The organism is Streptomyces roseirectus, from assembly GCF_014489635.1.
GTDB lineage: Bacteria > Actinomycetota > Actinomycetes > Streptomycetales > Streptomycetaceae > Streptomyces > Streptomyces roseirectus.
Genome location: NZ_CP060828.1, coordinates 1494023 through 1520579, shown reverse-complemented (window position 1 = coordinate 1520579; position 26557 = coordinate 1494023). Strand labels below are relative to the sequence as shown.

Here is a 26557-nt window from a genome sequence, read left to right as displayed (position 1 = left end):
CGGGGGCTCACTCCAGGAAGCGGTCCCGCAGGCGCGCGCGTAGTTGCGGGCCGGCGCCGAGGCCGTGCTCCAGGTAGGCGTCCACCGATCCCCAGTTCTCGTCGATCGTGTCGAACGCCGCCTGGAGGTATTCCACGCGAGCCTCGAAGAGAGGGCTGAGCAGTGCGGTGATCTCGGGGGAGCGCTCGGGCGGGGCGGAGCCGTCGGCGCCGCGCAGCCGGTAGCGGCGGTGCGTCGCGTTGGACTCCAGGTAGTCCGCGACGATCGCCTCGCGCTCGACGCCCAGGGCGAGGAGCGTCACGGCTATGGACAGGCCCGCGCGGTCCTTGCCGGCCGCGCAGTGCATGAGCGCGGGGACGCTGTCGTCGGCGAGGGCGGCCAGCACCTGGGTGTGCTCGCCGGTGCGGGTGCGGATGATCGTCCGGTACGAGGCCGTCATCCGGCCCGCCGCCCTGCCGTCGCCCAGGATCTCGCGCAGCTCCTCGATCCGGCCGTCGCGGACCATCTTCCAGAACTCCGCGCCGTCCGCCGGGTCCGACAGCGGCAGGTTCACGTTGCGCGTGCCCGGCAGCTCGACGTCGGGGCCCTCCAGCTTCTGGTCGGCCGCGTTGCGGAAGTCGAAGACCGTGTGCAGCCCCAGGGAGGCCAGGAACGCGGCGTCCTCCTCGGTCGCGTGCGCCAGGTGGCCGCTGCGGTACAGCAGGCCGTGGCGCACCCGGCGCCCGTCAGTCGTCGGCAGGCCGCCCACGTCACGGAAGTTGCGTACGCCTGCCAGCTCGGGTTCGGTCGAGGGGATCTGCTGCGTCACGGGGTCTCCCTCCCAGTCGGTCCCGCCCGGCGCGGCTCAGAAATGGCCGGTGGGACACGTTGTCGACGATACGACATGGGTGTGACAGCCAATGGCTTGTCCACAGGCGTTGCCGGTTGGGCCCGCCACCCCCGATGATGTTCCTGTCTGGTCGTACCTGTTCGTATGTGTTTAATCTGCTTTTCGATCGTGTGAGGGTCTGATGCTGGAAACCGCTGAGAACGGGCGTACGTGGGTCCTGTCGGGCCCCACGAGCAGTTACGCCCTCCACCTCACCGAGCGCGGCGAACTGCTGCACCTGCACTGGGGACCGGTGATCGCCCTGGCCGACGCCGAGGCCCTGGCCGCGATCCCGCTCCCGCACTGCTCGTCGTTCGAGTCCCCGCTGGACGGGCGCGAGGAGTACCCGGTCGAGGGCGGCCCCCGCTTCACGCGCCCCGCGCTCTCCGTGCGCACGCCCGCGCGCCGGGGCACCGAGTGGGCTTTCGAGTCGTACGACGCGCAGGGTGACGAACTGCGGATCACGTTCCGCGACGGCGGACTGACCGTCGCCCTGCACTACCGCATGCGCGGGGACGTCGTCGAGCGCTGGGCGGTCCTCGGCAACGACGGCGCCGAGCCTCTGGAGCTGCTGCGCGCCGACTCCGCGACCTGGACGCTCCCGCACCGCGAGGGCTGGCGCCTGTCCCAGCTGCACGGCCGCTGGGCGGCGGAGTCCCGCCTCACGCAGACGCGCCTGACCTACGGCGAGAAGGTCATCGGCAGCCGGCGCGGCCACACCGGGCACCCGCACCTGCCCTGGGTCGCCCTCGACACCGACGCGACCGAGGAGACCGGCGAGGTCTTCACCGCCGCCCTCGGCTGGTCCGGCTCCTGGCGGATCGCCGTCGCCCAGCTTCCCGACGCGCGCGTGCAGATCACCGGCGGCGCCGGACACGACGAGTCGGGCCTCCTGCTCCTCGCCGACGGCGACTCCTTCACGACGCCCGTCTTCGCGGCCCTGTGGTCCGCCGGCGGCTTCGGCGGCGCCAGCCGCGCCTGGCACGCCTACCAGCGCGAGCACGTGATCCCGGACGCCGGGCAGGACCGCCCGGTGCTGTTCAACTCCTGGGAGGCGACCAACTTCGACATCTCCGAGGAGCAGCAGCTCGTCCTCGCGCGCAAGGCGGCCGACATCGGCGTCGAGCTGTTCGTCGTCGACGACGGCTGGTTCGGCGCGCGCACCAGCGACCGTGCGGGCCTCGGTGACTGGGCGCCCAACCCCGACCGCTTCCCGCAGGGCCTCAAGCCCCTCGCGGACCAGGTGCACGGCCTCGGCATGCAGTTCGGCATCTGGGTCGAGCCCGAGATGGTCAACCCGGACAGCGACCTCTACCGCGCCCACCCCGACTGGGTGCAGTTCCAGGAGGGCCGCACGCGCACGGAGTCCCGCAACCAGCTGATGCTCAACCTCGCGCGCGAGGACGTCCAGGAGTACCTGTGGGAGCAGTTGGACGGCCTGCTGTCCAGCGCCCCGATCGACTACGTGAAGTGGGACTTCAACCGCTGCTTCACCGACGCGGGCTGGCCCGGCGACCCCTACCCGCAGCGCCTGTGGGTCGACCACGTGCGCGCGCTGTACGCCCTGCTCGACCGGCTGCGCGCGGCGCACCCCGGCGTCGCCTTCGAGTCCTGCTCGGGCGGCGGCGGCCGGATCGACCTCGGCATCCTCAGCCGCACGGACCAGGTGTGGACCTCCGACAACACCGACCCGCTGGACCGGCTCGCCATCCAGCACGGCTTCAGCCAGATCCATCCCGCGCGCGTGATGGCCGCCTGGGTCACCGACAGCCCCAACACCCAGCTGAACAACCGGGTCAGCTCGCTGAAGTTCCGGTTCGTCAGCTCCTTCGCCGGGGTGCTCGGCGTCGGCGGCGACCTCTCCGAGTGGACCGACGCGGAACTCGCCGAGGCGCGCGAGTGGGTGGAGCTCTACAAGGAGATCCGGCCCGTCGTCCAGCAGGGCGACCTGTACCGGCTCAGGGCGCCGCAGGGCGGGCTGAGCGCCGTGCAGTACGTGCGCGGGGACGAGACGGTCGTCCTCGCCTGGCTCCAGGCGCAGCACTACGGGGAGCCGGTGCCGGCGGTGCGGCTGCGGGGGCTCGACGCGACGGCGTCGTACGAATGCCTCGAAACGGGCGAAATTCATCGGGGTGCGGTGCTGCTGCATCACGGATTGCGGACCGGACTGAGTGGTGACCTGGACGCGGGAGTATTCCGACTGCGCCGCATCTGAGCTTTCTGTCCGTATTCGCAGATTTCATTCCGGCTCGCTCCGGGATAAGGAAAGCCCTACATCGGACGTGTGACCAGGGTCATATTCCTGGCCCTGGGTCACGCGTCATGTTCACGTAATAGGGGCGCTTTTCAAGGGAGATTGGGCATGCGGGCCGGTTGTGTCCGCACGCGGGGTGACCGGGAAAGCCCACGGCGCGTCAACGCGCGGAGAATTCACAGGCGGATTCTGCTTGTGATCGCGTGTCCGCGTCGCCTACGTTCACCAGCAATCCGGGCGGACGCCGAATCCTGCCACCGCCCGGGGCCGCACCCGACCACAGGAAACGGCAGGAGCGGGGGACCCACAGGAATCACCGCCTGTTCCGGTCTCCGGAAGAGGCTAGGGGTAAAGCCGCACCTCGCTGCGGCCGGGCATCTCCTGCTCGCACCCGACAGCTCACCTCGCAGGCGCAGGAGAGGAATTCCATGTCCGCCAGGGGTAAGCACCGCCGCCCTAAGCCGCCCCGTTTCTCCCGTTCGCTGGCCGCCGCCGGAACCGGTGGCGCGGCGCTCGCGATACCGCTCATCGGGGCCACCGGGGCGCACGCGCAGACGGCGTCCTCCGCGAACACCTCCGCGGCCGCCGCGTCGGTCGCGTCCGTCGGCGACCAGGCCGCCCGGAGCGTGCCGGCCGCGCGGACCGCTACGCCGGCCAGTGCGGCGTCCGCGACGTCGACTCCGTCGGGCACCCGCAAGACGTCCGTCTACACCGTCCGGTCCGGCGACTACCTGTCGAAGATCGCCCAGGAGCAGAACGTCCGAGGGGGCTGGCAGCGGCTCTACGAGGACAACCGGGAGGCCGTCGGCTCCGACCCGTCGCTGATCCATCCCGGGCTGCGGCTGTCGCTCGGCGCGAAGGCGGCGCGTGGCGGCTCCGGGAGCACGGAGAGCGGTTCGCAGTCCTCGTCCGGCTCATCCGGGTCGTCGGGCTCTTCGGGGTCGCAGTCCTCGCAGCGGTCGTCCCAGAAGTCGGACAGCTCGCGGGACTCGCAGGCGTCGACGCGGTCCTCTTCCCGCGGCTCTTCGTCCGGCAGCTCCTCCTCGGGCGGCTCCTCGAAGGGGTCCGGTGGGAGTGTGTCGTCCTCCGGGTTCGCGCTGCCGGTCAAGGGCGCGGTCGTCGGGACCGGGTACCGCGTCTCGGGCAGCATGTGGTCCAGCGGCTATCACACGGGCGTCGACTTCGTCGTGCCGACCGGCACCGCCCTGCGGGCCGTCGGCGCCGGGACGGTCGTCTCGGCCGGCTGGGCCGGGGCGTACGGCAACCAGGTCGTCATCCGGCTCGCGGACGGCTACTACGCGCAGTACGCGCACATGTCGTCGATCACCGTCTCGGTCGGCGAGACCGTCAGCGCGGGCGAGGTGATCGGCTACTCGGGCTCCACGGGCAACGTGACCGGGCCGCACCTGCACTTCGAGATGCGGACCACCGCGAACTACGGCTCGGACATCGACCCGCTGGCGTTCCTCCGCTCGCACGGCGTCTCCGTCTGACACCTCGCCTCACCTGAGACTCCGCCTCATCTGACACGCCTCCGAAGGCCGGACCCCGATCCCCGGGTCCGGCCTTCGGGGCGTTCCGGGTGCCTTCAGGGGGCGCGCGGATGTCGGATTCTGCGCGTTCATGATCGTTTCATTGCGGTCGTGTGGCAGGAGGGCCGGAAGCGTCGACAGCCGGAAGAGGGCGGGGAGACAGTGATCTCCGCCCCCTCCCGCAAGCTCCTTCCCTGGAGGTCCCGTGTCCGGCGCCCACCGACGCACCGTCATCAAGGGCGCCGCCGTCGCGGCCGCCGCCACCTCGGTCTCCTGGGCCCGGTCCCGCCCGGCCGCCGCGACCTCCGGCGCCCGCACCGAACTGCGCTGGCTGGAAGGCGCCCCCGACGCCCACGCGGGCGCCACCTGGGGCGTGCCGTGGGCGCGCGGCACCCGCCACCCGGAGCAGCCGCTCGGACTGACCACCGTCGACGGCACCGACGTCCCCGTCCGGACCTGGCCCACCGCCTACCGGCCCGACGGCTCGGTGAAGCGGACGGCCCACGCGATCGCCCCGGACGCCCCGAAGGCCGACCGCTACCTGCTCGGTACCCGGCACTACGCGGACAGCGCCAAACAGGTCCGCATCTCGGCCACCGCCAACCGGCGCTTCTTCCACTACCTCACCGGCGACGAGCGCACCGGTGACCTGCTGCGCGAACTCGCCGACGTGGAACGGACGTTCCTCGCCGTCGACCCGCAGCGCAAGGTCCGCACCGACGGCTACCTCCCCGGTGACCGGCACGCCCCCAAGGCGGAACAGGCGCGCGCGAAACTGGTCAACTCCCTGCGGACGATCGCCGCCCAGCCTCACGGCTTCTTCACCGGAACCGGTCTGCTCGACGCGGACACCGGGAAGTTCGCGGTCACGTCGAGCACCGCCGTCAACGTGTCGCATCACCGCGAAGGATTTCTTCACCGGCAACGACACCTACTTCCCCTCCGGCGACTGCTCCCGAGTCACGGTTTCCCCGCCCCAAGTCCTGCGCACGGTAAGGGAGATCCCCTGGATCTCCACCAACTCCTCGGCGATCGGATACCGACGTGAAATCAGGCAAGAACTCCGGCATGAATTCCGGTGTGAGACGGCTTCTGCTCGCGGCCTGTGGCAGCCTGCTGATCCTCGCGCCCACCCCGGCTCTCGGGTACGGGACCTCCGCCGCCGGAACGGTCCGCCCCGACGACCGGCGCCTCGCCTTCGAGGGGCACTGGAGCCGTGACGGCGAGGCCGCCGTGACCGTCAACTCCGGTTCCCGGCTGCGGTTCCGCTTCACCGGGACCACCGTGCACGCCCTCTTCGACGTCGGCTCGGTCACCGTTCCCGCGCAGGTGTACGTCTCCGTCGACGGCGGGCCCCGGCAGCGGCACGCGATCGACCGGACGGACCTTGCGATCACCGCGCGCGGGCACGGTCCGCACACCGTCGAGCTGTCGGTGAAGGACGTGTTCTCGCGGGCGAACCGCTGGGTGCCGCCGCTGGCGACGGGGGTGACGCTGACGGGGCTCAAGGGGCGGATCGTCCCTCAACGGCCGTTGCCCGAGCGGCGGTTCGTCTTCTACGGCGACTCCATCACCCAAGGCGTCAACGCCCTGTGCGGCGACAACTCCACCTCCGACTGCGCCGACGCCACGGCCGCCTATCCGACGCTGGTCGCCGACGCGCTGCACGCGCGGCTCACGCAGGTCGGGTTCGGGCGGCAGGGGGTGATCCAGACCGGGAACGGGGGAGTGCCCGACGCCGGGGCCGCGTACGGGTGGAACTACGCGGGCTCACCGGCGAGTTCGGACCGGCGGGCCGATGTCGTCGTCGTCAACCAAGGGGCGAACGACGTGGCGTACGGGGGCGAGGAGTTCCGGGCCGCCTATCGCGCCTACCTGATCCGGCTGCGGCAAGCCGCCCCGCATGCCCGCGTGTTGGCGATGCGTCCGCTCAACGGGGCCCATGCGGCGGACGTTTCGGCGGTGGTCGCCGAACTCGCCGATCCGCGTATCGAGTTCGTGGACACGACGGGGTGGGTGTCTGCCGAGGCCGGGGACCTCAATGACGCCGTCCATCCCAATGTGCGGGGGCATCGCAAGGTGGCCCAGCGGCTGATCGGCCTGATGTCCGGGAGGGCTTGATCGGTGAGTGGTGTGAGTGGATCCTCGCGGGGACAGTTGATCACCGCGTGCCGAACATCGAAGGAGCATCTTGCCGTGACGACCACGCGTAGAGCGTTCGGAGCCCTTGCCGCGGGCGCCGCACTGGCGGCCCTCGCCCCCACTGCCCAAGCGACTGCCGCCCCGCGGAGGGGCCGGCTTCTCGCCCATGACGACTTCTGCCATGGGCTCGGCAAGTGGGCCGTCGAGCTGGAGAAGGGCGGGACCGTCAGCGCCTCCCGGGGTGTCCTGGAGGTCGATGTGCCCGCCGGGGCGACGGTCTGGTTCCGGCAGTCGCTCCAGGGGCCGTACGTCATCGAGTACACGGCGACGCCGGTGCGGGCGGGCGGGGTCAACGACCGGGTCTCCGACCTCAACAACTTCTGGAACGCCGTCGACGTGCGCTCCCCGGACGACCTCTTCGCGACCGCGCGCGGGGGAGCACTCGCGGAGTACGACTACCTGAAGACCTACTACTCCGGGTACGGCGCGAACTACAACACCACGACCCGGCTGCGCCGGTACGTCGGCGAGGCGGGGGTGCGGCCGCTGATCTACGACTACACCGAGCCGCTGCTCGTCGCGAACGAGCCGAACCGGGTGCGGATCGTCTCCGACGGGTCGACGGTGCGGTGGTGGGACAACGGGCGGCTCGTCTTCGACTACGCCGACCCCGCGCCGTACACCGCCGGGCACTTCGCGTTCCGCACGACCTGGAGCCACTTCCGGATCGAGGGGTTCCGGGTGTGGTCGCTACACCACGGACGCCGTTGAGGCACGGGCTTATTCCCGGATTGGTCAAGTCTTTAAAGGTGGCTTATCTCACCGTCCGTCAACCCTTTCTTACGGTCGCGTAGGTCACATTCGAAGGTGAATCATGGGCTGCTGTGGCAGACGATTCGAAGAGTGACAGCAAGACAGTGATGATCGGGTCGTACGTGGCGGTGGGGGACAGCTTCACCGAAGGCGTCGGCGACCCCGGCCCCGACGGGGCGTTCGTCGGCTGGGCCGACCGGTTCGCGGTACTCCTCGCGGACCGGCGGCCCGAGGGCGACTTCTCGTACACGAACCTCGCGGTGCGGGGGAAGCTGCTCGACCAAGTGGTGGCCGACCAGCTTCCGCAGGCCGTGGCACTCGCGCCCGACCTGGTGTCGCTGTGCGCGGGCGGCAACGACATCCTGCGGCCCGGCACCGACCCCGACGAGGTCGCGGAACGGTTCGAGCTCGCCGTCGCGCAGCTCGCGTCGGTGGCGGGCACGGTGATGGTGACGACCGGGTTCGACACCCGGCAGATGCCGGTCCTCAAACACCTCCGCGGCAAGATCGCGACGTACAACGGGCATGTCCGCGCCATCGCCGACCGGTACGGGTGTCCCGTCCTCGACCTCTGGTCCCTGCGCTCCGTCCAGGACCGGCGGGCCTGGGACGACGACCGCCTCCACCTCTCGCCCGAGGGCCACACCCGCGTCGCGCTCCGCGCCGGCCAGGCCCTCGGCCTCGACGTCCCCGCCGACCCCGAACAGCCTTGGCCCGAGCTGCCGCCCCGCGCCGCGCTCGAAGTCCGCCGCGACGATGTCCACTGGGCCCGCGAATACCTCGTCCCCTGGATCGGCCGCCGCCTGCGCGGCGAATCCTCCGGCGACCACATCACCCCCAAGGGGGCGCTGTCTCCGGATGACATCAAGATGCGGATCTCTGCGGTGGCGTGAGGCGGGGGCGGGGGCCCGGGGTCGAGGGCCGCGGGGCCGGTGCAGGGGGCTCGCGCGGGGTGACCGGCGCGGGTGACCTCCGCACGCACGCGCACGCGCGAGTGGCTGAGCTTTCTGCACGCCCGCGCACGGGCACGCGCGAGGGGCCGAGCCTTCTGGGCCGGTTCGGGGCGTGCCCGCGCGCGTGGCGGGGTGGGCCGGGGTGGTGGGCGATGCCGCGCGCGTGGCGTGAGGCGGCGGGCCGGAGCGGGGTGCCGTTTCACGCGGGTGTTCCTGGACGGGGCGGCTGACGCGGTCGCCTGCAACCGGGGTGCCGTACGCGGGCGCGTGGCTTGGGGCTCGCGTAGTGCCCCGGGGAGGCCGCTGTGAGCGGACACCGGTGGCGTGCCGCCAAGTGGTGTAGCCGCTCGGCTGTCACGGCTTCGCAGGTCGTGGCCGGGTTCCGCCCGTCGGCCCAGGGCTGCCGCCCCCCGCCGCTCTGACCGGCTCACGCAGCAGGATGGGCTTCGGCCGAGCCGGCGATCGCAGGGCACTCGGACGAGCGCGGTCCGGAGGGCCCTGCACCACTGGGCGGGATGCCACCCGAACACCCACGTAGCCCCGCGCGCGGGGCATTGCGGTGCGGCGTCCGGCCGGTTGCTGGGCCGTCGGCGTGCGGGTCTGGCCCGTGATGCCACTCCGGGGGCGGACGGTCACGTCCCGGTGGGTGGTGCGGCGGCGCGGAGCCGGTGGCCCGGCAGGGCGGCAGCCGTCGCTTCGGCTCCGGGCGGAGGCCGGACGGGCCCGCATGGCTGCACCGCCCGACGGCCTACCTCTCCGTGGCCCGGAGCGGTGGGGCGCGGTGCGGTGAGTCGCCGGTGGCAGCTGGAGCTCAGCGCCCACGCGGGGCGTTGCCTCGGTGGATGGCGTTCCGGCGTCCCGCTGCACCGTCCCGACGTGTCGCGTCGGCGCGGTGGGGAGGATCGGGCTGTGGCGGTGGCCCGTGTGTGCGCTCCGCCAGTGAGGTGATCGTACGGGTGTGGTGTGGGTGGGGGAACGGGGGTGGGTGTTGGGATGGCCGGGCGTCGGCTGGGGGTGTCTGGGCGGCGCGTACTGTTCCCGAACTTGTGGAGGGTCGGCGGATGAACCGCTCCCGTAGGTCACGTGCCACCGCCGCGTTCGCGGTGAGTCTTCTCGCGCTGGGGCTGCCGGCGGTCGCCGCGCCCGGTGCCGCGGCGTTGGACGGCGGGTACGAGTCCGCGCCCGTGGTCGCGCGCGCCGAGCCAGCGCCGACGACCGTCACGGTGACCGGCGACGGCAGTGCCACCGCCGAGCCGGACCTCGCGGTGGTGGGCGTCGGTGTGGAAGCGACCGCCAAGACCGCGAAGGAGGCGCTGGCCGCGCAGAACAAGGCGGCGGACGCGCTGCTGAAGGCCGTCGCGCAGCAGGGGATCGCCGACAAGGACGTCCGTACCGACAGCGTGTCCCTGAGCCCGGTGTACGACTACCAGGACGGCACCTCGGTGCTGACCGGGTACCGGGCCGCGCAGTCGTTCGTGGTGAAGGTCCGCGAGATCGGGAAGACCGGCGCCGTCCTCCAGGCCGTCACCGACGCGACCGGCGACGCGGGGCGCATCAACTCGGTCGTCTTCGACCTCGCCGACCGCGAACCCCTCCAGCGCGCCGCCCGCAAGGCCGCCTTCGCGGACGCGCGCAGCAAGGCCGAGCAGTACGCCGCGCTCAGCGGCCGTACGCTCGGGCGCCTGGTGACCCTCAGCGAGGGCGGCACGGGCTACGTGACCCCGGCGCCGCCGATGGCCGCCGACATGCCGCCCGGCGGCCTCGGTTCCGTGCCGCTCGCGCCCGGCGAGATCAAGGCGACCTCGTCGGTGACGGCGGTGTACGAGCTGGACTGACCGGCGCCCGCGCGCGGGCCGTCCGGTCGGCCCGCGCGGGTTCGGTATGACAGCCCACCTCACATCAGCGGCACCGGAAAACCCGACGGGTCGCCTGCGTGGGCCCGAGCAAGGCGACGCCGAAGGCGATGGCGCCGAGGAACAGCGTGGGTGCCCCTCGTGGGCCTGAGGAAGACGCCGCCGCCCGACCGGCGTGGGCCGACGGGTATCCACGCGGAACTGGAGGGGGCGGCGGGGTGTGCGGCCAGCGCCTGCTGACGGGCACCCGCGCGGGGCTGGAGGGGCTGGCGGGGTTTCGACCAGCGCGGGCCTACGGGCACCCGCGCGGGGTTGGAGAGGGCGGCGGGGTGTACTTGCCGCCTCACCCGCCTCACGGCCTACCGGCCTCACCGGCCTACCGGCCTACCGGCCTCACCGGCCTACCGGCCCGCTTGGCACCGATCGGAGGTCGGCTCGCGCGGGCCCGGGGCAGGGACCGGCGGGGTGTCCACCGGCACTGGTCGGCAGGAAGCCCGCGCGGGACGCGGGGAAGGCCGGTGGGCGGCTTGCGCGGGCCTGGGAAGGGGGCGGCGGGGTGCCCACAGGCGGCGGCCAGCGGGAGGCCCGGCCGGGACTCGGGGAAGGCCCGGCGGAGTGCTCGGCCGGTACCTGCCTGAGGGTGGCCCGCGGAGCCTCGGGTGCGGATATCCGCAGGTCGAGGGCCCGTCACGGGATTGTCACAGGGGCCGACCATAATGGAATCCTCAGCCGTTTCACCTGGAGGCACCGTGGCCGGTTCCCGTTCCCTGAGTTCGCTGACGCCCGAGGCGTTCGGCGCGGACCCGAGCGGTGAGCGCATGGCGCGGATCCGTAGATCCCCTCACTTCAAGGACGGTGTTTTCCAGAACCCCGGCGGCGCGGGCAGCCCCCGTCCCGCAGGCGCGGCGGCGCACCTCGCGAAGACGTTCTTCGACAAGGAGACCAGGCTGCGCAGGGCCCCCTCGGGCACGATCCCGGTCCACGCGACGACCCTCGCGGACCTCGCGAAACCCCCGGTCACCGGCCTGCGCGTGACCTGGATGGGCCACTCCAGCGTCCTCGCGGAGATCGACGGCCACCGCGTGCTGTTCGACCCGGTCTGGGGCGAGCGCTGCTCCCCGTTCCCCTTCGCCGGCCCCAAGCGCCTGCACCCCGCCCCCGTGCCGCTGGCCGCCCTCGGCCCCGTCGACGTCGTCGTCATCTCGCACGACCACTACGACCACCTCGACCTGCCCACGATCAAGGCGCTGACCGGCACGGGCACCCTGTTCGCCGTCCCGCTCGGCGTCGGCGCGCACCTGGAGCGCTGGGGCGTTCCGGCGGACCGTCTGCGGGAACTGGACTGGCACGAGGAGACGAAGGTCGGCGGCCTCACGTTGACCGCCACGCCGGCCCGCCACTTCTGCGGCCGGGGCCTGCGCAACACGCAGCACACGCTGTGGGCGTCCTGGGCCGTCGCCGGGAGCGAGCACCGGATCTACCACAGCGGCGACACCGGCTACTTCGAGGGCTTCAAGGACATCGGCGCGGCCCACGGCCCGTTCGACGTGACGATGATCCAGATCGGCGCGTACTCGGAGTTCTGGCCCGACATCCACATGACGCCCGAGGAGGGCATGCGCGCCCACCTCGACCTCCAGGGCGGAGCCCCGTCCGGCGTCATGCTGCCGATCCACTGGGCCACCTTCAACCTCGCCCCGCACGCGTGGGCCGAGCCCGGCGAGTGGTCGCTGGCCGCCGGGGAGGCCGTCGGCCAGGCCGTCGCCGTCCCCGTCGCGGGGGCGCCCTTCGAGCCCGGCGGGGAGATCCCGGCGCGCGCGTGGTGGCGCGAGGTGTCGGCGCCGCTGGAGCGGGAGTGGCCGGTGCCGCAGGTGTCGCGCGAGGACCTGGGGCTCGTCGGCGAGGGCTGAGGGCCGTCGCGAACGCGGACGCCGGGGCGAGGTCGGAAAGACCTCGCCCCGGCGTTTTGTATGGCCAGAGCATGCACGCTGAGTGACCGTCGGTCGAAGGGGTGTCCAGGCTTCCGTCCGGGATCGGTTCGGACCGCCTCTGATCAGTCCTTTTCCTTTCGTGACACCCACGCGCGGAGCCTTATCGGGCAGGTGTGCGAGGGCTCATACCAGAGCGGGACGATTGCCGCAGGAGTTCGCCAACTGCCCGCCGGAGGCGGTGCGTTGGCAACTACTGTGAGTCGCCGCACAGGCAAGGCCCACCCCTTGAGCGCGCACCCACGCGCGCGCCGAAACCGGGGCCCGACGGACCAGGACGAGGACACGGATGTCGCACCTCCGCGCACCCGCCGCACGCGCAGACCGCCGTGAGGGCGGACGGCACGGACGACCGGTCGCCCGCACCGCAGCGGCCGAGACCCACATACGGCCGCACCTGACACGGCTCGCGGTGCTGCCGCCCACCGCCGTCGCCCTCGGCGCGTGCGCGGTCGTGCTGTTCACCGTGCGCGCGACCGGGGCGCGGCTCGGGCCGACACTGTGGGCCGTCCTCGCCTCGGCCGCCGCCGTGACCGGACTCGGGATCACCGTCGCCGCGATCGCCGCCGGGCGCACCGCGCGGTCCGTCACCGACCGGCTCGACGCGCTGCGCCGGGCCACCGCGCGCTCCGAGGCCGACCTGCGGGCGCTCGTCGAGGCGTTACGCCGCGGGGAGACGCCCCCGCAGCGCCGCACGCGCGGGCTGCCGCCCGCCGACGCCGACGAGTTCGAACTGCTCGCGGCGGATCTGGCGCGCACGCACGACGGGGCGGTCACCGCGGTCGTCCAGGCGACCCAGCTGTCCAGCCGGACCGGCAGCGAGCAGAAGCTGGAGGTCTTCCTCAACCTCGCGCGGCGGCTCCAGTCGCTCGTGCACCGGGAGATCCTGCTGCTCGACGAGCTGGAGAACGAGATCGAGGACCCCGACCTGCTCAAGGGGCTCTTCCACGTCGACCACCTCGCCACGCGCGTGCGCCGGCACGCCGAGAACCTGGCCGTGCTCGGGGGCGCCGTCTCGCGTCGGCAGTGGAGCCACCCCGTCGCCATGACCGAGGTGCTGCGCTCCGCCATCGCCGAGGTCGAGCAGTACTCGCGGGTCAAGCTGGTGCCGCCGGTCGACGGGGATCTGCGCGGGCACGCCGTCGCCGACGTCATCCACCTCCTCGCGGAGCTGGTCGAGAACGCGACGGTCTTCTCGGCGCCCCACACGCAGGTCCTGCTGCGCGCCAACCTCGTCACCTCCGGGCTCGCCGTCGAGGTCGAGGACCGGGGGCTCGGGATGCCGCCCGACGAACAGGCCCGCATGAACGCCCTCCTCGCCGACCCCGACCAGGTCAACGTCGGCCGCCTCCTCGCCGACGGCCGCATCGGCCTCTTCGTCGTCTCCCAGCTCGCCCGCCGCCACGGCATCCGGGTGCGGCTCCAGAGCAACATCTACGGCGGGGTCCAAGCGGTACTGGTCGTCCCGCAGGAACTGCTGGGTTCCTCGGGCATGCCCGGGACTTCGGGGACGAGGACGGCGGCACCCTCCGCGACGACCACCGCCGCACCCGGCACGCCCACGCCGGCCCCGCCCTCCCCGAACGCCCCCGGCACGTCCCCGGCCGGGCAGGCGACCCCGCCCCCGCCCCAGCGCCCGACACCCCGGCACGCGGGGCGGAACGGCACGCCGGGCACCGGCCAGGGTTCCGGGGGGACCCACCGGCTGAACGGGACGCGCCCAGGCAGCGCGGTTCCCGAGGGCACACGCGGTCCCCGCGGACCGGTGCCGGAGGGGACCCACGGTCCCGGCGGGGCGGTGTCCGAGCAGGCGTACGGTTCCGGCGCGGCGCCCGTCGGGGGAGCCCGTCCGGGAGGCCACGGCTCCGGTGACCCGGCGTCCGGGCGCGGACGTCCGGGCGGCGGCGCGCATCGGCTCGGCGGCGCGCGGCGGGTGGACGCCGGCACGCGTGCCGGTCTCGACGGGGCGGCACCGGGAGACGCGTACCTCGCCGGGGACGCTCGTCCGGGGACGCACGGCTCCGGCGGTCAGGCCACGGGAGGGACGTACCCCGGCGACTCCGCCCTCGGCGACCCCACCCTCGGCCACTCCGCTCCCGGCGGTTCCGCCCTCGGGGGGACGCCGCTTCCCGACGGCGCGTACCCAGGCGTCGCCGCGGACGGTCCCGCGCCGGGAGACACGTACGCGGGCACCCCCGCCGCCGACGCCACCCAACTCGCCGACGCCGTCCACCCCGACGCCCCACACCCCGGCGGCGTACCCCACCCCGCCGACACCGCTCACCCCGGCGACGCCGCTCACCTCGCCGACGCCGCTCACCCCGACGGCGTCGCCCGCCCCGGCGGCGCAACCCGCCCCGCTCCCCTCCCCGTCCGCACCCCCCGCGCCGACCGCCCCACCCCCGCCGAGGCCGTGCCCGGGATCCGGGCCGAGGACCGGGCCGCCGTCGAGGAGGTGCAGGGGCAGGCGCCCGTGCCGAGAGCGGGGGCCGTGCGGGGGACGATGGAGAAGCCCCGGCTGCCAAGGCGGCGCGCGCAGGAACACCTGGCGCCGCAACTGCGCGGCGGCCCGGCGCCCCGTCCCGGCGGCGAGGACCCCGGCGGCCACGACCCGGGCCTGATGGCCGCGTTCCAGCGAGGCATCGGCCTCGCGGAGACCCAGCTCGGCCTGGAACCGGACCCCACCCCCACCCTCGCGACCCACACCCACCACGACGGAACGGCCCCGGCCGGATGACCGAGCACCCACACGACACGCACCCCCTCCCGCCCCCGACGCCCGCCGAGGCGCCCTCGGCACCGGACACCCCCGCCCCGCCGACGCCGTCCGCCCTCACCCCGGGACGGACGCACCCCCGCTCCACCCCGGCGTCCGCCCCGAGCCCCCGCCCCACGGGCAGGCGCCCCCGGCGAACCGTCCCGGTGGCCGCCGCGGACGTCGATGTCCCCAAGCCTTCCCACCCCCACCGCTGACCTCCGCAACCCCCTCAAGGAGTCGATCCACCATGGCGAGCGATGCGCCGACGACCGGCCAGGTATCCGATCTCGACTGGCTGATGAGCGGCCTCGTGCAGCGGGTGCCGCATACGACGAGTGCGGTGCTGCTGTCGTGCGACGGACTGGTGAAGTCCGTGCACGGCATGGACCACGACAGCGCGGACCACATGGCGGCGCTGGCCTCGGGCCTGTACTCGCTGGGCCGCAGCGCGGGCGTGCGGTTCGCGGACGGCGGGGACGTACGGCAGGTGGTGGTCGAACTGGACTCCGCGCTGCTGTTCGTGACGACCGCGGGCTCCGGCACGTGCCTCGCCGTGATGGCCGGCCGCGAGGCCGACGCCGCGGTGCTGGGTTACGAGATGGCGATGCTGGTCAAGAGCGTGCGGCCGTACCTCGTGACCGCGCCCCGGCAGCACCCCGTCGAACCCCCGGCGATGAGGTCTTGAGCGTGATGGCGGCCGGCGACGAGCCCTGGCTCGACGACGCGGCCGGCCGGCTGGTGCGCCCCTTCACCGTGAGCAACGGGCGCACCAGGCCCACCGTCGCCCTGGATCTGATGTCGCAGGTGCGGGCCACCGGGACGAGCCCCCTCGGCTACCTGGGACCCGAGCACGCGCAGGCCCTCGACCTGTGCCGCGCTCCCGTCCCGGTCGCCGAGGTGGCCGCCCACCTGAAGCTGCCGGCCGCGGTCACCAAGGTGCTGCTGTCGGACCTCGTGGACTGCGGGGCACTCACCACCAAACCCCCGGAGTTCCACCACAACCCCACCGACCGGGCCCTACTGGAGGCGGTGCTCGATGGACTACGACGACAGCTCTGAGTACGGCGCGCGCGACGAGTACGGCGTCCGCGCCCCGTACGACCCCTACGACCCCGATGACCCCGACGACCCGGATGACCCGTACGACCCGGACGACGGCCAGGCTCCCTTCCCGACCGCGCTGAAGGTGCTGATCGCGGGCGGCTTCGGCGTCGGCAAGACCACCTTCGTCGGCGCGGTCAGCGAGATCGCGCCGCTGTGCACGGAGGAACTGCTCACCACCGTCAGCGCCGGCACCGACAGTCTCGACGGCGTCGAGAACAAGGTGGAGACGACCGTCGCGATGGACTTCGGCCGGATCACCCTGGACCAGGACCACGTCCTGTACCTGTTCGGCACCCCCGGCCAGCAGCGGTTCTGGTTCATGTGGGACGAGTTGTGCGAGGGCGCCCTCGGCGCGGTGATCCTCGCCGACACGCGCCGCCTCCAGGACTGCTTCGCGGCCGTCGACTTCTTCGAGGAGCGCGGCCTCGGATTCATCGTCGCCGTCAACGAGTTCGACGGCGGACACCGGTACCACCCGGAGGAGGTCCGGGCCGCTCTGGACCTCAACCCGGCGATCCCGGTGGTCCGCTGCGACGCCCGGATCTCCGCGTCCGGCGTCCAGACCCTGCTGACCCTCGTCAAGCACCTCATCGCGCACACCCCCGCCGAGAACGCCCGAGCGTGATCCCGCAACTCCACGAGAGGAGCCCTGAGATGAGCTACGGACCGCCGCGGCCGGTGGGGCGGCTGCTGGTGACCCCGGAGGACCGGGAGGCCCCCGCGCGGGCCCGGAGGCTGAGCCGACTCGGCCTCGGGGAGCGCGCGGAGCCCATGCTGGACCGGCTCGCGCAGCGCCTCGCGGAACTCACCCGCGCGCCCTACGGGATGGTCAACTTCGTCGGCGAGCAACGGCAGTTCTTCGCCGGCCTGTACGTCGCGCCGGGCGGCAAGGGGGAGTTGGGGCGCACGCTGCCCCGCGACCACGGCTACTGCCCCCATGTCGTCGTCCGGCGGCGGGCGTTGGCCCTGGAGGACGTCGGCGACTACCCGCGGTTCGCCGGCAATCCGATCGTCGACGAGTACGGCGTCCGCTCCTACCTCGGGGCGCCCCTGCTCGACAGCACCGGCATGGTCCTCGGCACGGTCTGTGTCGCCGACCTGACGCCGCGCACCTGGGGGACGACGGGCCTTGAGACCGTCAAGGCGACCGCCGCCGAACTGGTCGTGCGGCTGGAGGAGAGGGCGTGAAGCGCAACTGCGGCGGCGCTTAAGAAAAGCTCGATGGACCGGGGCACCACCGGTGCGGCAGATTGCTGGTCGTATCCGTTCCCCCTCCCCGGACCCGGGCCGCCCAGCCGTGCCCGCGACCGGACAACTCACCTCAGGAGCCGCTGCGTTGAAGGCGCTGGTCAAGGAGAAGGCGGAGCCTGGACTGTGGCTCAGGGACGTACCGGAGCCGGCGGTCGGCGCCGGTGACGTGCTGATCAAGGTGGCCCGCACCGGGATCTGCGGCACCGACCTGCACATCCGCGCGTGGGACGGCTGGGCCAGCCGGTCGATCACCGCCCCGCTGGTCGTGGGGCACGAGTTCGTCGGCGAGGTCGTCGAACTGGGCGCCGGCGTCACGGACGTCGCGATCGGCGACCGGGTCAGCGGCGAGGGGCACCTCGTGTGCGGGAAGTGCCGCAACTGCCTCGCCGGCCGGCGGCACCTGTGCCGGGCGACGGTCGGGCTCGGCGTCGGCCGGGACGGGGCGTTCGCGGAGTACGTCGCGCTGCCCGCGTCCAACGTGTGGGTGCACCGGGTCCCCGTCGACCTCGACGTCGCCGCGATCTTCGACCCGTTCGGCAACGCCGTCCACACGGCGCTGTCGTTCCCCCTCGTCGGCGAGGACGTCCTCGTCACCGGCGCGGGGCCCATCGGCCTCATGGCGGCGGCCGTCGCCCGGCACGCGGGCGCGCGCAACGTCGTCGTCACCGACGTCAGCGAGGAACGCCTCGACCTCGCACGCAAGATCGGCGCCAGCCTCGCGCTGAACGTGTCGGAGCGTCAGATCGTCGACGGGCAGCGGGAGTTGGGGCTGCGGGAGGGCTTCGACGTCGGGCTTGAGATGTCCGGCCGGCCCGAGGCGCTGCGCGACATGATCGCCAACATGACGCACGGCGGCAAGATCGCCATGCTGGGGCTGCCGGCCGAGGAGTTCCCCGTCGACTGGGTCCGGATCGTCACCTCGATGATCACCCTCAAGGGCATCTACGGCCGCGAGATGTTCGAGACCTGGTACGCCATGTCCGTCCTCCTGGAGGGCGGCCTCGACCTCGCCCCCGTCATCACCGGCCGCTACGACCACCGCGACCACGAGGCCGCGTTCGCCGACGCCGCGAGCGGCAGGGGCGGCAAGGTCATCCTCGACTGGACGAGCTGAAGGATCCACGATGTTCGACTCCGTGCGCGACGACCTGCGCGCCACCCTCGACGACATCCGCGCCGCCGGGCTCCACAAGCCCGAACGCGTCATCGACACACCGCAGTCGGCGACCGTCAACGTCAGCTCCGGCGGGCGCCCCGGCGAGGTGCTGAACTTCTGTGCGAACAACTACCTCGGCCTCGCCGACCACCCCGAGGTGATCGACGCCGCGCACCACGCACTCGACCGCTGGGGCTACGGCATGGCCTCCGTCCGCTTCATCTGCGGGACGCAGGAGGTGCACAAGGAACTGGAGGCGCGGCTGTCGCGGTTCCTCGGACAGGAGGACACGATCCTCTACTCGTCCTGCTTCGACGCGAACGGCGGCGTCTTCGAGACCCTGCTCGGCGAGGAGGACGCGGTGATCTCCGACGCCCTCAACCACGCCTCCATCATCGACGGCATCCGCCTGTCCAAGGCCCGCCGCCTGCGCTACGCCAACCGCGATCTCGCCGACCTGGAACGCCAGTTGAAGGAAGCGCAGTCGGCCCGGCGCCGCCTGGTCGTCACCGACGGCGTCTTCTCCATGGACGGCTACGTCGCCCCCCTGCGCGAGATCTGCGACCTCGCCGACCGGTACGACGCGATGGTCATGGTCGACGACTCCCACGCCGTCGGCTTCACCGGCCCCGGCGGACGCGGCACACCCGAACTGCACGGCGTCATGGACCGCGTCGACATCGTCACCGGCACCCTCGGCAAGGCCCTCGGCGGCGCGTCCGGCGGGTACGTCGCCGCGCGCGCCGAGATCGTCGCCCTGCTGCGCCAGCGCTCCCGCCCCTACCTCTTCTCCAACACCCTCGCGCCGGTCATCGCCGCGGCCTCCCTCAAGGTCCTCGACCTGCTGGAGTCCGCCGGTGACCTGCGCGCGCGCCTCGCCGAGAACACGGCGCTGTTCCGGCGCCGGATGACCGAGGAGGGGTTCGACATCCTCCCTGGCGAGCACCCCATCGCCCCGGTGATGATCGGGGACGCGGCGAGGGCGGGGCGCCTCGCGGAACTGCTCCTTGAGCGGGGCGTGTACGTGATCGGCTTCTCGTACCCGGTCGTTCCGCAGGGGCAGGCGCGTATCAGGGTCCAGCTGTCGGCGGCGCACTCGACGGCGGACGTGAACCGGGCGGTGGACGCGTTCGTGTCGGCGCGCGAGCAACTGGACGCGTGAGGAGCGATTAGGTCAGTTTTGAGTACCTTGCGATAATCGGACCCATGATCGAAGCCCGGCGGCTCCACATCCTCCGTGCGGTGGCCGACCACCGTACGGTCACCGCGGCTGCCGCCGCGCTCTACCTCACCCCCTCCGCCGTCTCCCAGCAGCTCGCCGCGCTGGAACAGGAGACCGGCCACCGCCTCGTCGAACGCGGCGCCAAGGGCGTACGCCTCACCCCGGCCGGCGAGATCCTGCTCGGCCACACCAACGCCGTCCTCGCCCAACTGGAGCGCGCGGAAGCCGAGTTGGCGGCGTACAGCAACGGCGAGGCCGGCACGGTCACCGTCGCCGCGTTCGCCACCGGCATCGCGCTCGTCGTCGCCCCCGCGATGACCCGCCTTGCCCGCACCGCGCCCGGCATCCGGCTGCGCGTCCAGGACGCGGAGGGTGACGCGAGCCTGCCGATGGTCCTCGACCGGCAGGTGGACGTCGCCGTCGCCGTCGAGTACCGCGGCGCCCCGCCCGCCGACGACCCCCGCCTCACCCACGTCCCCCTCTACGCCGAGCCCTTCGACGCGGTCGTCCCCGCGCACCACCGGCTCGCGGACGCCGCCGAGGTGCCGCTCGCCGAGCTGGCCAAGGACGTCTGGGTCGGGCCCTACCCCGGCAACCCCTGTCATGACGTCGCCGTCCTGGCCTGCGAGAACGCCGGGTTCCAGCCGCGCGTGGAGCACGCCTCGGACGACTTCCGCGCGGTCGTCGCGCTGGTCGCCGTCGGCGCGGGCGTCGCCCTCGTCCCGCGTTCGGCGCTGCGCGGCATGGACCTCGCCGGGGTCTCGGTGCGGCCCGTCGACGGGGTCGCGCCCACGCGGCGGGTCTTCGCGGCGATAAGGCGCGGCGCGGAGACGCATCCGCTGATCCGGCCCGTCCTCGCGGCGCTGGCCGAGGTGAGCGGGGTGTAGCCCGGACGCCGCGTCCCGGTACTACAGTCCGGTGACATGATCACCGCGCTCGATCCCACCGCCCTCGACGGCCTCGCGGACCTCCTCGTCGAGGTCGTCGACGCGGGCGCCTCCGTCGGCTTCCTCGCACCCCTCGACCACGCGGACGCCCTCGCCTGGTGGAAGGAGCGCGCCGCCGACCCCCGGCTGACGGTCTGGGTCGCCCACGAGGGCCCGCGCGTCGTCGGCACGGTCAGCCTCGCCTTCCCGGACAAGCCCAACAGCCGTCACCGCGCGGAGCTGGTCAAGCTGATGGTCGCGCGGGACGCGCGCGGGCGGGGGCTCGGACGGCGGCTGCTCGACGCCGCCGAGGAGGCGGCCGTCGCGGACGGGGTGACGCTGCTGCACCTCGACACGGAGACGGACAGTCCCGCCGAGCGGCTGTACCAGGGGGCGGGGTGGACGCGGGCCGGGGTGATTCCGGACTACGCGGCGGATCCGGGCGGGACGCTGCGGCCGACGACTTTGTACTACAAGCGCATCGGCCCGCCGGGCTCCGGAGGGTGACTGTCAGTGGTGGCCGGTACGGTGCGAAGCATGCCGGACGCCGAAGACGTACGCCGAATCGCCCTGTCCCTGCCCGACACCACGGAGAAGATCGCCTGGAGCATGCCGACGTTCCGCGTCGCGGGGAAGATGTTCGCCACCCTCCCCGAGGACGAGACCTCCCTCGCCGTCCGCTGCCCCAAGGAGGAGCGCGACGAACTCGTCCTCGCCGAACCCGGGAAGTTCTGGATCGCCGACCACGAGTCCCAGTTCGCCTGGGTCCGCGCCCGCCTGTCCGCCGTGGACGACGAGGACGAACTGCGGGCGATCCTCGCGGACTCGTGGAGACAGGCGGCGCCGGGGAGGCTGCTGGAGGCGTACCCGGAGCTGGGGGTGACGGGGGTGTAGGGCCGGCCCGCCCTTCCGGCCCCTTCCACGCAGCCGGCGTCAGGCCGCCGCCGTCCTGCGACCCAGGAACGCCCCGATCCGCTCCCTCAGGGACGCCGGGTCCAGACCGTGCGCGGCGGTGTGCTCCTCCACCGTGCCGTAGCGGCGCAGCTCGCGTCGGCCGACACCGAGGGCGAGGACACGGTGCGGGCGGTCGGACAGGGCCTCGCTCGCGGCGGGCGTGGAGGTCCCCGCGAGATAGGGCTCGACGAGGACGACGTCCGTCCCGGCCGAGTCGGTGGCCCGGCGCAGGGACTCCGCGTCGAAGGGGCGGACGGTCGTCGCGTACAGGACGGTCACGTCCAGGTGCTCCGTCGCCGTGAGCACCGCGTCCAGCGTCGTCCCGACGGCGACGACGACCCCGCGCCGGCCCTCACGGACGGTCAGGAAGCCGTGGCCGTCGACCGGCAGGGCCCGCGTGTTCGACTGCGTCGACAGGCGGACGTACACCTTGTCGTCCCCGGCGGCCACCGCGTGCCGCAGCAGGGTCTCGGCCTCGTCGGGATGGCCGGGGACGTGCACGGTCCAGCCGTCCAGCGTGTCCATCAGGGCGACGTCGCCGGGCGCCATGTGGGTGAAACCGCCGGCCGGCCAGTCGTACGACGCCGCCGCGCTCACCAGCACCGCGCCCGCGTCCTGGTGCCCGAGGTCCAGCTTCACCTGCTCGAAGGGGCGCTCGACGAGGAAGCTCGCGAACGTGTGCACCACGGGGCGCATCCCGGTCAGCGCGAGCCCCGCGCCCGCGCCGATCAGCAACTGCTCACGGATCCCGACGTCGATCACCCGCCCGGGGTGCCGCCGGCGCGCCTCGCCGAAGGCGTCCGCACCGATGACGGCGAGGACGACGGCGACGCGGGGGTCCTCGTCGAGGATGCGGGTGAGAGTGGGGGCGAAACGGTCACGCATGGTGTCCATGGGGGGCTCCTGTCAAGCGGGGGGTGAGGGTGGGTGAGGCTGAGGGGATGCCGGATGGGCCGGGGGCCAGGCGCTCGCCTGGCCGGGCAGGGCTCCAACGCTCGTCGGGCCGGGCAGGGCTCGAACGCTCGCCGGCCGAGCGGGGGCCGACGCGCTCTTTGCGTCGTCCGGGGGCGGCGTCTTCTCTGTGACGTCCAAGGTCGGCGTCTTCTCCACGCCGGCCGGGATCGATGCGCTCCCCGGCCCAGCCGGGACCGGCGTGTCCGTTCGGGCGTCCGGCGGTCACGGGTTCTTCGGCTCGACGCGGGCCACGACCGCGTGCGGGCGGCCGGGGTGCGGGGCGGTGAACGCCTCGTACAGCGCCTCGTGGTCGCGCCCGTCGACCGTCGCCGTCGACCACCCGGCCACCTCGAACCGTGCGGCGATCCCGCCGGGCCGGGAGTGCGTCGCGGAGGAGTTGTCGACGACGACGGTGTGCAGCCGGTCGAGCCCGGCGGGCCCGGCGAAGGCGATGGCCTCGTGGTTGCTGCCCTCGTCCAGCTCGGCGTCCCCGACCAGGACCCAGACGGCGGGATCGTCGAGGCCCTGCGCCCGCAGACCCAGCGCGGTGCCGACGGCCAGCGGCAGCCCGTGGCCCAGCGAGCCGCTGCCGATCTCCACGCCGGGGATGAGCGTGCGGTCGGGGTGGTGGCCGAGGGGGGAGGCGTAGGACCCGAAGCCGTCCAGCCACTCCACCGGCAGGAAGCCCTTCGCCGCGAGGACCGCGTAGTAGGCCATCGGCCCGTGCCCCTTGGACAACAGGAACCGGTCCCGCCCCGGATCCCCGATCCGCTCCGGCCCGCCCCTCAGCACCCGGTCGTACAGCACCCACACCACGTCCAGCGTCGACGTCGCCGCCGGTCCGTGCTTCTCGTCGCCCGTCATCCGTCCCATCAGCCACGCCAGATCGTCGTAGCCGTACGTCCTGCCGAGTTCTTCGGTGATCGTCATGTCACCGATCGTGCTACCTCAACCAAGCTTGAGGTCAAATCCACCCCGCCCGTCCGCCCCGCCCGCGAAAGTGATGCGCGACCACTGATCCGAGTGCGGTATATTTTCCGTGCACGCCAGGCCAAGGGAAACCCCAGGTCAGACGGGCAACGGGACGTGGCGCAGCTTGGTAGCGCACTTGACTGGGGGTCAAGGGGTCGCAGGTTCAAATCCTGTCGTCCCGACCAGCTTTTCTCGCGGGTCGGAGGCCGTTCTTCCTCAATGGGAAGGGCGGCCTTTTTGCATACGCCGGCCCTCACGCCCCCGGCTGTTCAGCCACCCGCATCCGCTGCTCCAGCCTCCGTACCGCCATCTCCGCCCACTGGATGTTCTCCCGTTCGAGGGACATGCCGCGCAGGAGGGTGAGGTAGGGGCCGATGCGGGGGGACTCGGTGAAGTAGGCGTCCTCGGAGCGGCCGGCGAGGAGGCGTTGGCGGAGTTTTTCGTAGTGGGCGAGTTTGGTCTCGGCCTGTTTGATGTGGTCGGCGATGGCCGTGCGGACCGCCCCGATGTCGCCGGCGTCGAGGGACTGGACCTTGACCATCAGTTCGTCGCGGATCACCGCGGGCCTGCCCGGCGGCTCGGCGGTGTAGGCGCGGACGGCCGCGCGGCCGGCGTCCGTGAGGGAGAACAGCCGTTTGTTGGGGCGGCGTTCCTGTTCGACGAGGCGGGCCGTGACCAGACCCTCGGCCTCCATGCGGTCCAGCTCCCGGTAGAGCTGCTGCGGCGTCGACATCCAGAAGTTGGCGACCGTCGCGTCGAACCCCTTCGCCAGGTCGTAGCCGGACGCCTCACCTGCGAGAAGTGCCGCCATCACCGCGTTCCGCAAAGCCATGCGGTCACGCTAACAGGCGGCGGGAGCGGCCGATTTCGCCGAAGTGCCGGTCCCGCACCGCATGACCCGGTGTGTGACGAGTCGTGGACGGTCCGTGAAAAACGCTTGGACGGCGCCGCCGCCCGCGCGGGACACTGCCCGCTCTTCCTCCAATTGTCCCCGCTTGCGTGCCCTTTCGCGCGCCCGGGGCCCGAACGATCTAGGGACGGGATGGATACGGCGCACTCACGCAAGGGCTCGGTGATGCTGGCCCTGCGGTACTACGGACGGGAACTCACCCGGCTCAAACGGCTGGCGGTGCCGGCGATGCTGCTGCCCGCGCTGGGGAACGCGGGGATCAGCTACGTCGCACCGCTGGTCGTGGCGAAACTGGTGGGGCGGATCGCCGAGGACGGGACGGCGACGATCGGCACGACATGGCCGTACGTCGCCGCGTTCGCGGCGGTGATGCTGGGGTCGGAGGCGTTGTGGCGGGTCGGGATCCACTGCCTCAACCGGGTCGACGCCCAGGGGGTCGAGAATCTGTATGTCGTCGGCATGGACGAACTCTTCGCCAAGGACGCGGCGTTCTTCCACGACAACTTCGCCGGGTCACTGACCAAACGGGTGCTGAGCTTCGCCGCGCGGTTCGAGGAGTTCGCGGACACGCTGGCGTTCCAGGTGGTGGGGAGTCTGGTGCCGCTGGTCTTCGGCTCGGTGGTGCTGTGGAGTTACGAACCCTGGCTCGTCGTCTGCCTGTTGACGATGATCGTGGTGACGGCCGCCGGGGCGACGCCGCTGATCCGGCGCCGGCAACGGCTCGTCGACGAACGGGAGGAGGCCATCGCCCGGGTCTCCGGACACGTCGCCGACAGCCTCATGAACATGGACACCGTGCGCGCCTTCGCCGCCGAGGAGCGGGAGGCCGCCGAACACCGGGTGCGGGTCGCGGAGTCGAAGCGGCTGATGCTGCGGTCGTGGGACTACGGGAACCTGCGCATCGACACGTTCGTCGCGCCGATGTCCGTCCTCACCAACGCACTCGGTCTGCTGCTCGCCGTCATGCTGGCCGGAGGCGGGCACAGCGTGGAGGCGATCATCGTGGCATTCACGTACTTTATGAATGCTACTCGTATTATGTTCGAATTTAATCAGATCTATCGGCGCATGGAGAGTTCCATGACCGAGGCGGCCCAGTTCACCGAGCTGCTGCACACGCCGCCGACCGTCGTCGACCCGGCGACGCCCGAACCGCTCGGCCCCCGCGCCGCCGACGTCCGCTTCGAGCAGGTCACCTTCGCGCACGACGGCGGCGACCCGCTGTTCGAGAAACTGGACCTCGACGTCCCGAGCGGGACGAAGATCGGGCTGGTCGGACGGTCCGGCGGCGGCAAGACGACCCTGACGCGGCTGCTGCTGCGGATGACCGACATCGACGGCGGGCGCATCCTCGTCGGCGGACAGGACATCAGCCGGCTGCGCCAGGCCGACCTGCGCAGCCTCATCGCGTACGTCCCGCAGGAACCCGCCATGTTCCACCGCAGCCTGCGCGACAACATCGCCTTCGCCCGGCCCGGCGCGACCGACGCGGAGATCCGCAGCGCCGCCGAGGCCGCCCACGTCACGGAGTTCGCCGACGCGCTGCCGGACGGCTTCGACACGATGGTCGGTGAACGCGGCATCAAGCTCTCCGGCGGCCAGCGCCAGCGCGTCGCCCTCGCCCGCGCGATCCTGCGCGACGCGCCGATCCTCCTCCTCGACGAGGCGACCAGCGCGCTCGACTCCGAGAGCGAGATCCTGGTCCAGGACGCGCTGTGGCGGCTCATGGAGGGGCGCACGACGCTCGTCGTCGCGCACCGGCTGTCCACCGTCGCCGGCATGGACCGGCTCGTCGTCCTCGACCGGGGGCGGATCGTCGAACAGGGGAGCCACAGCGAGCTCCTCGCGGCGGAGGGGGCGTACGCGCGGCTGTGGCAGCACCAGTCGGGAGGGTTCCTGGACGACACGGCCGATTCGGAGGTGCGCGCGTAGGGGAGGGGCGCAGGT

At 72.6% G+C, this 26557-nt stretch carries 23 protein-coding genes, 1 tRNA gene and 1 riboswitch; of the genes, 20 read left to right on the top strand and 4 right to left on the bottom strand.

Annotated elements, in window-relative coordinates; genetic code table 11:
- Positions 1–7: 7 nt before the first annotated feature.
- Positions 8–808 carry a tyrosine-protein phosphatase gene (locus tag IAG44_RS06160; RefSeq protein ID WP_187746105.1) on the bottom strand — a complete coding sequence of 267 codons (801 nt, stop codon included), beginning with the start codon at positions 806–808 and terminating at the stop codon, positions 8–10.
- Between the two features lie 202 nt (positions 809–1010).
- Here IAG44_RS06160 and IAG44_RS06155 point away from each other — a divergent pair, with 202 nt between their 5' ends.
- From IAG44_RS06155 to IAG44_RS06070, 18 genes are all read left to right on the top strand, one after another.
- Complete coding sequence (locus IAG44_RS06155) at positions 1011–3083, top strand: alpha-galactosidase (RefSeq protein WP_187746104.1); 2073 nt, start codon at positions 1011–1013, stop codon at positions 3081–3083.
- Positions 3084–3377: 294 nt separating this feature from the next.
- Positions 3378–3548, top strand: a riboswitch (cyclic di-AMP (ydaO/yuaA leader).
- A gap of 2 nt (positions 3549–3550) precedes the next feature.
- Positions 3551–4615 carry a LysM peptidoglycan-binding domain-containing M23 family metallopeptidase gene (locus tag IAG44_RS06150; RefSeq protein WP_187746103.1) on the top strand — a complete coding sequence of 355 codons (1065 nt, stop codon included), beginning with the start codon at positions 3551–3553 and terminating at the stop codon, positions 4613–4615.
- 244 nt (positions 4616–4859) lie between these two features.
- Positions 4860–5702 carry an exo-rhamnogalacturonan lyase family protein gene (locus IAG44_RS06145; RefSeq protein ID WP_187746102.1) on the top strand — a complete coding sequence of 281 codons (843 nt, stop codon included), beginning with the start codon at positions 4860–4862 and terminating at the stop codon, positions 5700–5702.
- 32 nt (positions 5703–5734) lie between these two features.
- Positions 5735–6775, top strand: a complete 1041-nt coding sequence (locus IAG44_RS06140) for a GDSL-type esterase/lipase family protein (protein WP_187746101.1) — start codon at positions 5735–5737, stop codon at positions 6773–6775.
- A 75-nt stretch (positions 6776–6850) separates the two neighbouring features.
- Positions 6851–7567 carry a DUF6250 domain-containing protein gene (locus IAG44_RS06135; protein ID WP_187746100.1) on the top strand — a complete coding sequence of 239 codons (717 nt, stop codon included), beginning with the start codon at positions 6851–6853 and terminating at the stop codon, positions 7565–7567.
- Between the two features lie 149 nt (positions 7568–7716).
- A complete protein-coding gene (locus IAG44_RS06130) occupies positions 7717–8502 on the top strand; it encodes an SGNH/GDSL hydrolase family protein (protein ID WP_187752533.1) in 786 nt (261 codons plus the stop codon).
- Between the two features lie 1121 nt (positions 8503–9623).
- Positions 9624–10397, top strand: coding sequence for an SIMPL domain-containing protein (locus tag IAG44_RS06125; protein WP_187746099.1), 774 nt, complete (start codon positions 9624–9626; stop codon positions 10395–10397).
- A gap of 734 nt (positions 10398–11131) precedes the next feature.
- Complete coding sequence (locus IAG44_RS06120; protein ID WP_187746098.1) at positions 11132–12325, top strand: MBL fold metallo-hydrolase; 1194 nt, start codon at positions 11132–11134, stop codon at positions 12323–12325.
- Between the two features lie 367 nt (positions 12326–12692).
- Entirely contained in the window at positions 12693–15140 is a 2448-nt protein-coding gene (locus IAG44_RS06115) for an ATP-binding protein (RefSeq protein ID WP_187746097.1), read from the top strand.
- A 268-nt stretch (positions 15141–15408) separates the two neighbouring features.
- The gene (locus tag IAG44_RS06110; protein ID WP_187746096.1) at positions 15409–15846 is read left to right on the top strand and encodes a roadblock/LC7 domain-containing protein; all 438 of its coding nucleotides are present in this window, start codon (positions 15409–15411) and stop codon (positions 15844–15846) included.
- Positions 15847–15848: 2 nt separating this feature from the next.
- Complete coding sequence (locus tag IAG44_RS06105) at positions 15849–16220, top strand: DUF742 domain-containing protein (protein WP_187752531.1); 372 nt, start codon at positions 15849–15851, stop codon at positions 16218–16220.
- The gene (locus tag IAG44_RS06100; RefSeq protein ID WP_246561544.1) at positions 16198–16890 is read left to right on the top strand and encodes a GTP-binding protein; all 693 of its coding nucleotides are present in this window, start codon (positions 16198–16200) and stop codon (positions 16888–16890) included. Before IAG44_RS06105 ends, IAG44_RS06100 begins: the two co-directional genes overlap by 23 nt.
- Before the next feature lie 29 nt (positions 16891–16919).
- Positions 16920–17453, top strand: a complete 534-nt coding sequence (locus IAG44_RS06095; protein WP_187746095.1) for a GAF domain-containing protein — start codon at positions 16920–16922, stop codon at positions 17451–17453.
- A gap of 148 nt (positions 17454–17601) precedes the next feature.
- The gene (tdh, locus tag IAG44_RS06090; protein WP_187746094.1) at positions 17602–18630 is read left to right on the top strand and encodes an L-threonine 3-dehydrogenase; all 1029 of its coding nucleotides are present in this window, start codon (positions 17602–17604) and stop codon (positions 18628–18630) included.
- 10 nt (positions 18631–18640) lie between these two features.
- Positions 18641–19834 (top strand): glycine C-acetyltransferase, encoded by a 1194-nt coding sequence (locus IAG44_RS06085; protein WP_187746093.1) that lies wholly within the window; start codon positions 18641–18643, stop codon positions 19832–19834.
- A gap of 44 nt (positions 19835–19878) precedes the next feature.
- Positions 19879–20781, top strand: a complete 903-nt coding sequence (locus IAG44_RS06080) for a LysR family transcriptional regulator (protein ID WP_187746092.1) — start codon at positions 19879–19881, stop codon at positions 20779–20781.
- Positions 20782–20817: 36 nt separating this feature from the next.
- Entirely contained in the window at positions 20818–21327 is a 510-nt protein-coding gene (locus tag IAG44_RS06075; RefSeq protein WP_187746091.1) for a GNAT family N-acetyltransferase, read from the top strand.
- A 30-nt stretch (positions 21328–21357) separates the two neighbouring features.
- Positions 21358–21714, top strand: coding sequence for an MmcQ/YjbR family DNA-binding protein (locus IAG44_RS06070; protein WP_187746090.1), 357 nt, complete (start codon positions 21358–21360; stop codon positions 21712–21714).
- A gap of 39 nt (positions 21715–21753) precedes the next feature.
- On the opposite strand, the gene IAG44_RS06065 is transcribed toward IAG44_RS06070, so the two are convergent.
- Both IAG44_RS06065 and IAG44_RS06060 read right to left on the bottom strand, forming a co-directional pair.
- Entirely contained in the window at positions 21754–22668 is a 915-nt protein-coding gene (locus IAG44_RS06065) for a transketolase family protein (protein WP_187746089.1), read from the bottom strand.
- 282 nt (positions 22669–22950) lie between these two features.
- Positions 22951–23658 carry a thiamine pyrophosphate-dependent enzyme gene (locus IAG44_RS06060; RefSeq protein WP_187746088.1) on the bottom strand — a complete coding sequence of 236 codons (708 nt, stop codon included), beginning with the start codon at positions 23656–23658 and terminating at the stop codon, positions 22951–22953.
- 150 nt (positions 23659–23808) lie between these two features.
- Between IAG44_RS06060 and IAG44_RS06055 the strand changes: the two genes are divergently transcribed.
- Positions 23809–23885 (top strand) — tRNA-Pro (locus IAG44_RS06055).
- A gap of 68 nt (positions 23886–23953) precedes the next feature.
- On the opposite strand, the gene IAG44_RS06050 is transcribed toward IAG44_RS06055, so the two are convergent.
- A complete protein-coding gene (locus tag IAG44_RS06050) occupies positions 23954–24532 on the bottom strand; it encodes a PadR family transcriptional regulator (protein ID WP_187746087.1) in 579 nt (192 codons plus the stop codon).
- A gap of 210 nt (positions 24533–24742) precedes the next feature.
- Here IAG44_RS06050 and IAG44_RS06045 point away from each other — a divergent pair, with 210 nt between their 5' ends.
- Entirely contained in the window at positions 24743–26542 is a 1800-nt protein-coding gene (locus IAG44_RS06045) for an ABC transporter ATP-binding protein (protein ID WP_246561542.1), read from the top strand.
- Positions 26543–26557 lie beyond the last annotated feature (15 nt).

Excerpts from the sequence above, each read along its gene's own strand:
- IAG44_RS06110 (WP_187746096.1), top strand. The coding sequence starts at position 15,409 with ATGGCGAGCGATGCGCCGACGACCGGCCAGGTATCCGATCTCGACTGG.
- IAG44_RS06150 (WP_187746103.1), top strand. The coding sequence starts at position 3,551 with ATGTCCGCCAGGGGTAAGCACCGCCGCCCTAAGCCGCCCCGTTTCTCC.
- IAG44_RS06050 (WP_187746087.1), bottom strand. The coding sequence starts at position 24,532 with ATGGCTTTGCGGAACGCGGTGATGGCGGCACTTCTCGCAGGTGAGGCG.
- IAG44_RS06115 (WP_187746097.1), top strand. The coding sequence starts at position 12,693 with ATGTCGCACCTCCGCGCACCCGCCGCACGCGCAGACCGCCGTGAGGGC.
- IAG44_RS06045 (WP_246561542.1), top strand. The coding sequence starts at position 24,743 with ATGGATACGGCGCACTCACGCAAGGGCTCGGTGATGCTGGCCCTGCGG.
- IAG44_RS06095 (WP_187746095.1), top strand. The coding sequence starts at position 16,920 with ATGAGCTACGGACCGCCGCGGCCGGTGGGGCGGCTGCTGGTGACCCCG.
- IAG44_RS06120 (WP_187746098.1), top strand. The coding sequence starts at position 11,132 with ATGGAATCCTCAGCCGTTTCACCTGGAGGCACCGTGGCCGGTTCCCGT.
- IAG44_RS06075 (WP_187746091.1), top strand. The coding sequence starts at position 20,818 with ATGATCACCGCGCTCGATCCCACCGCCCTCGACGGCCTCGCGGACCTC.
- IAG44_RS06125 (WP_187746099.1), top strand. The coding sequence starts at position 9,624 with ATGAACCGCTCCCGTAGGTCACGTGCCACCGCCGCGTTCGCGGTGAGT.
- IAG44_RS06070 (WP_187746090.1), top strand. The coding sequence starts at position 21,358 with ATGCCGGACGCCGAAGACGTACGCCGAATCGCCCTGTCCCTGCCCGAC.
- IAG44_RS06080 (WP_187746092.1), top strand. The coding sequence starts at position 19,879 with ATGATCGAAGCCCGGCGGCTCCACATCCTCCGTGCGGTGGCCGACCAC.
- IAG44_RS06100 (WP_246561544.1), top strand. The coding sequence starts at position 16,198 with ATGGACTACGACGACAGCTCTGAGTACGGCGCGCGCGACGAGTACGGC.
- IAG44_RS06155 (WP_187746104.1), top strand. The coding sequence starts at position 1,011 with ATGCTGGAAACCGCTGAGAACGGGCGTACGTGGGTCCTGTCGGGCCCC.
- IAG44_RS06130 (WP_187752533.1), top strand. The coding sequence starts at position 7,717 with ATGATCGGGTCGTACGTGGCGGTGGGGGACAGCTTCACCGAAGGCGTC.
- IAG44_RS06085 (WP_187746093.1), top strand. The coding sequence starts at position 18,641 with ATGTTCGACTCCGTGCGCGACGACCTGCGCGCCACCCTCGACGACATC.
- IAG44_RS06065 (WP_187746089.1), bottom strand. The coding sequence starts at position 22,668 with ATGGACACCATGCGTGACCGTTTCGCCCCCACTCTCACCCGCATCCTC.
- IAG44_RS06060 (WP_187746088.1), bottom strand. The coding sequence starts at position 23,658 with ATGACGATCACCGAAGAACTCGGCAGGACGTACGGCTACGACGATCTG.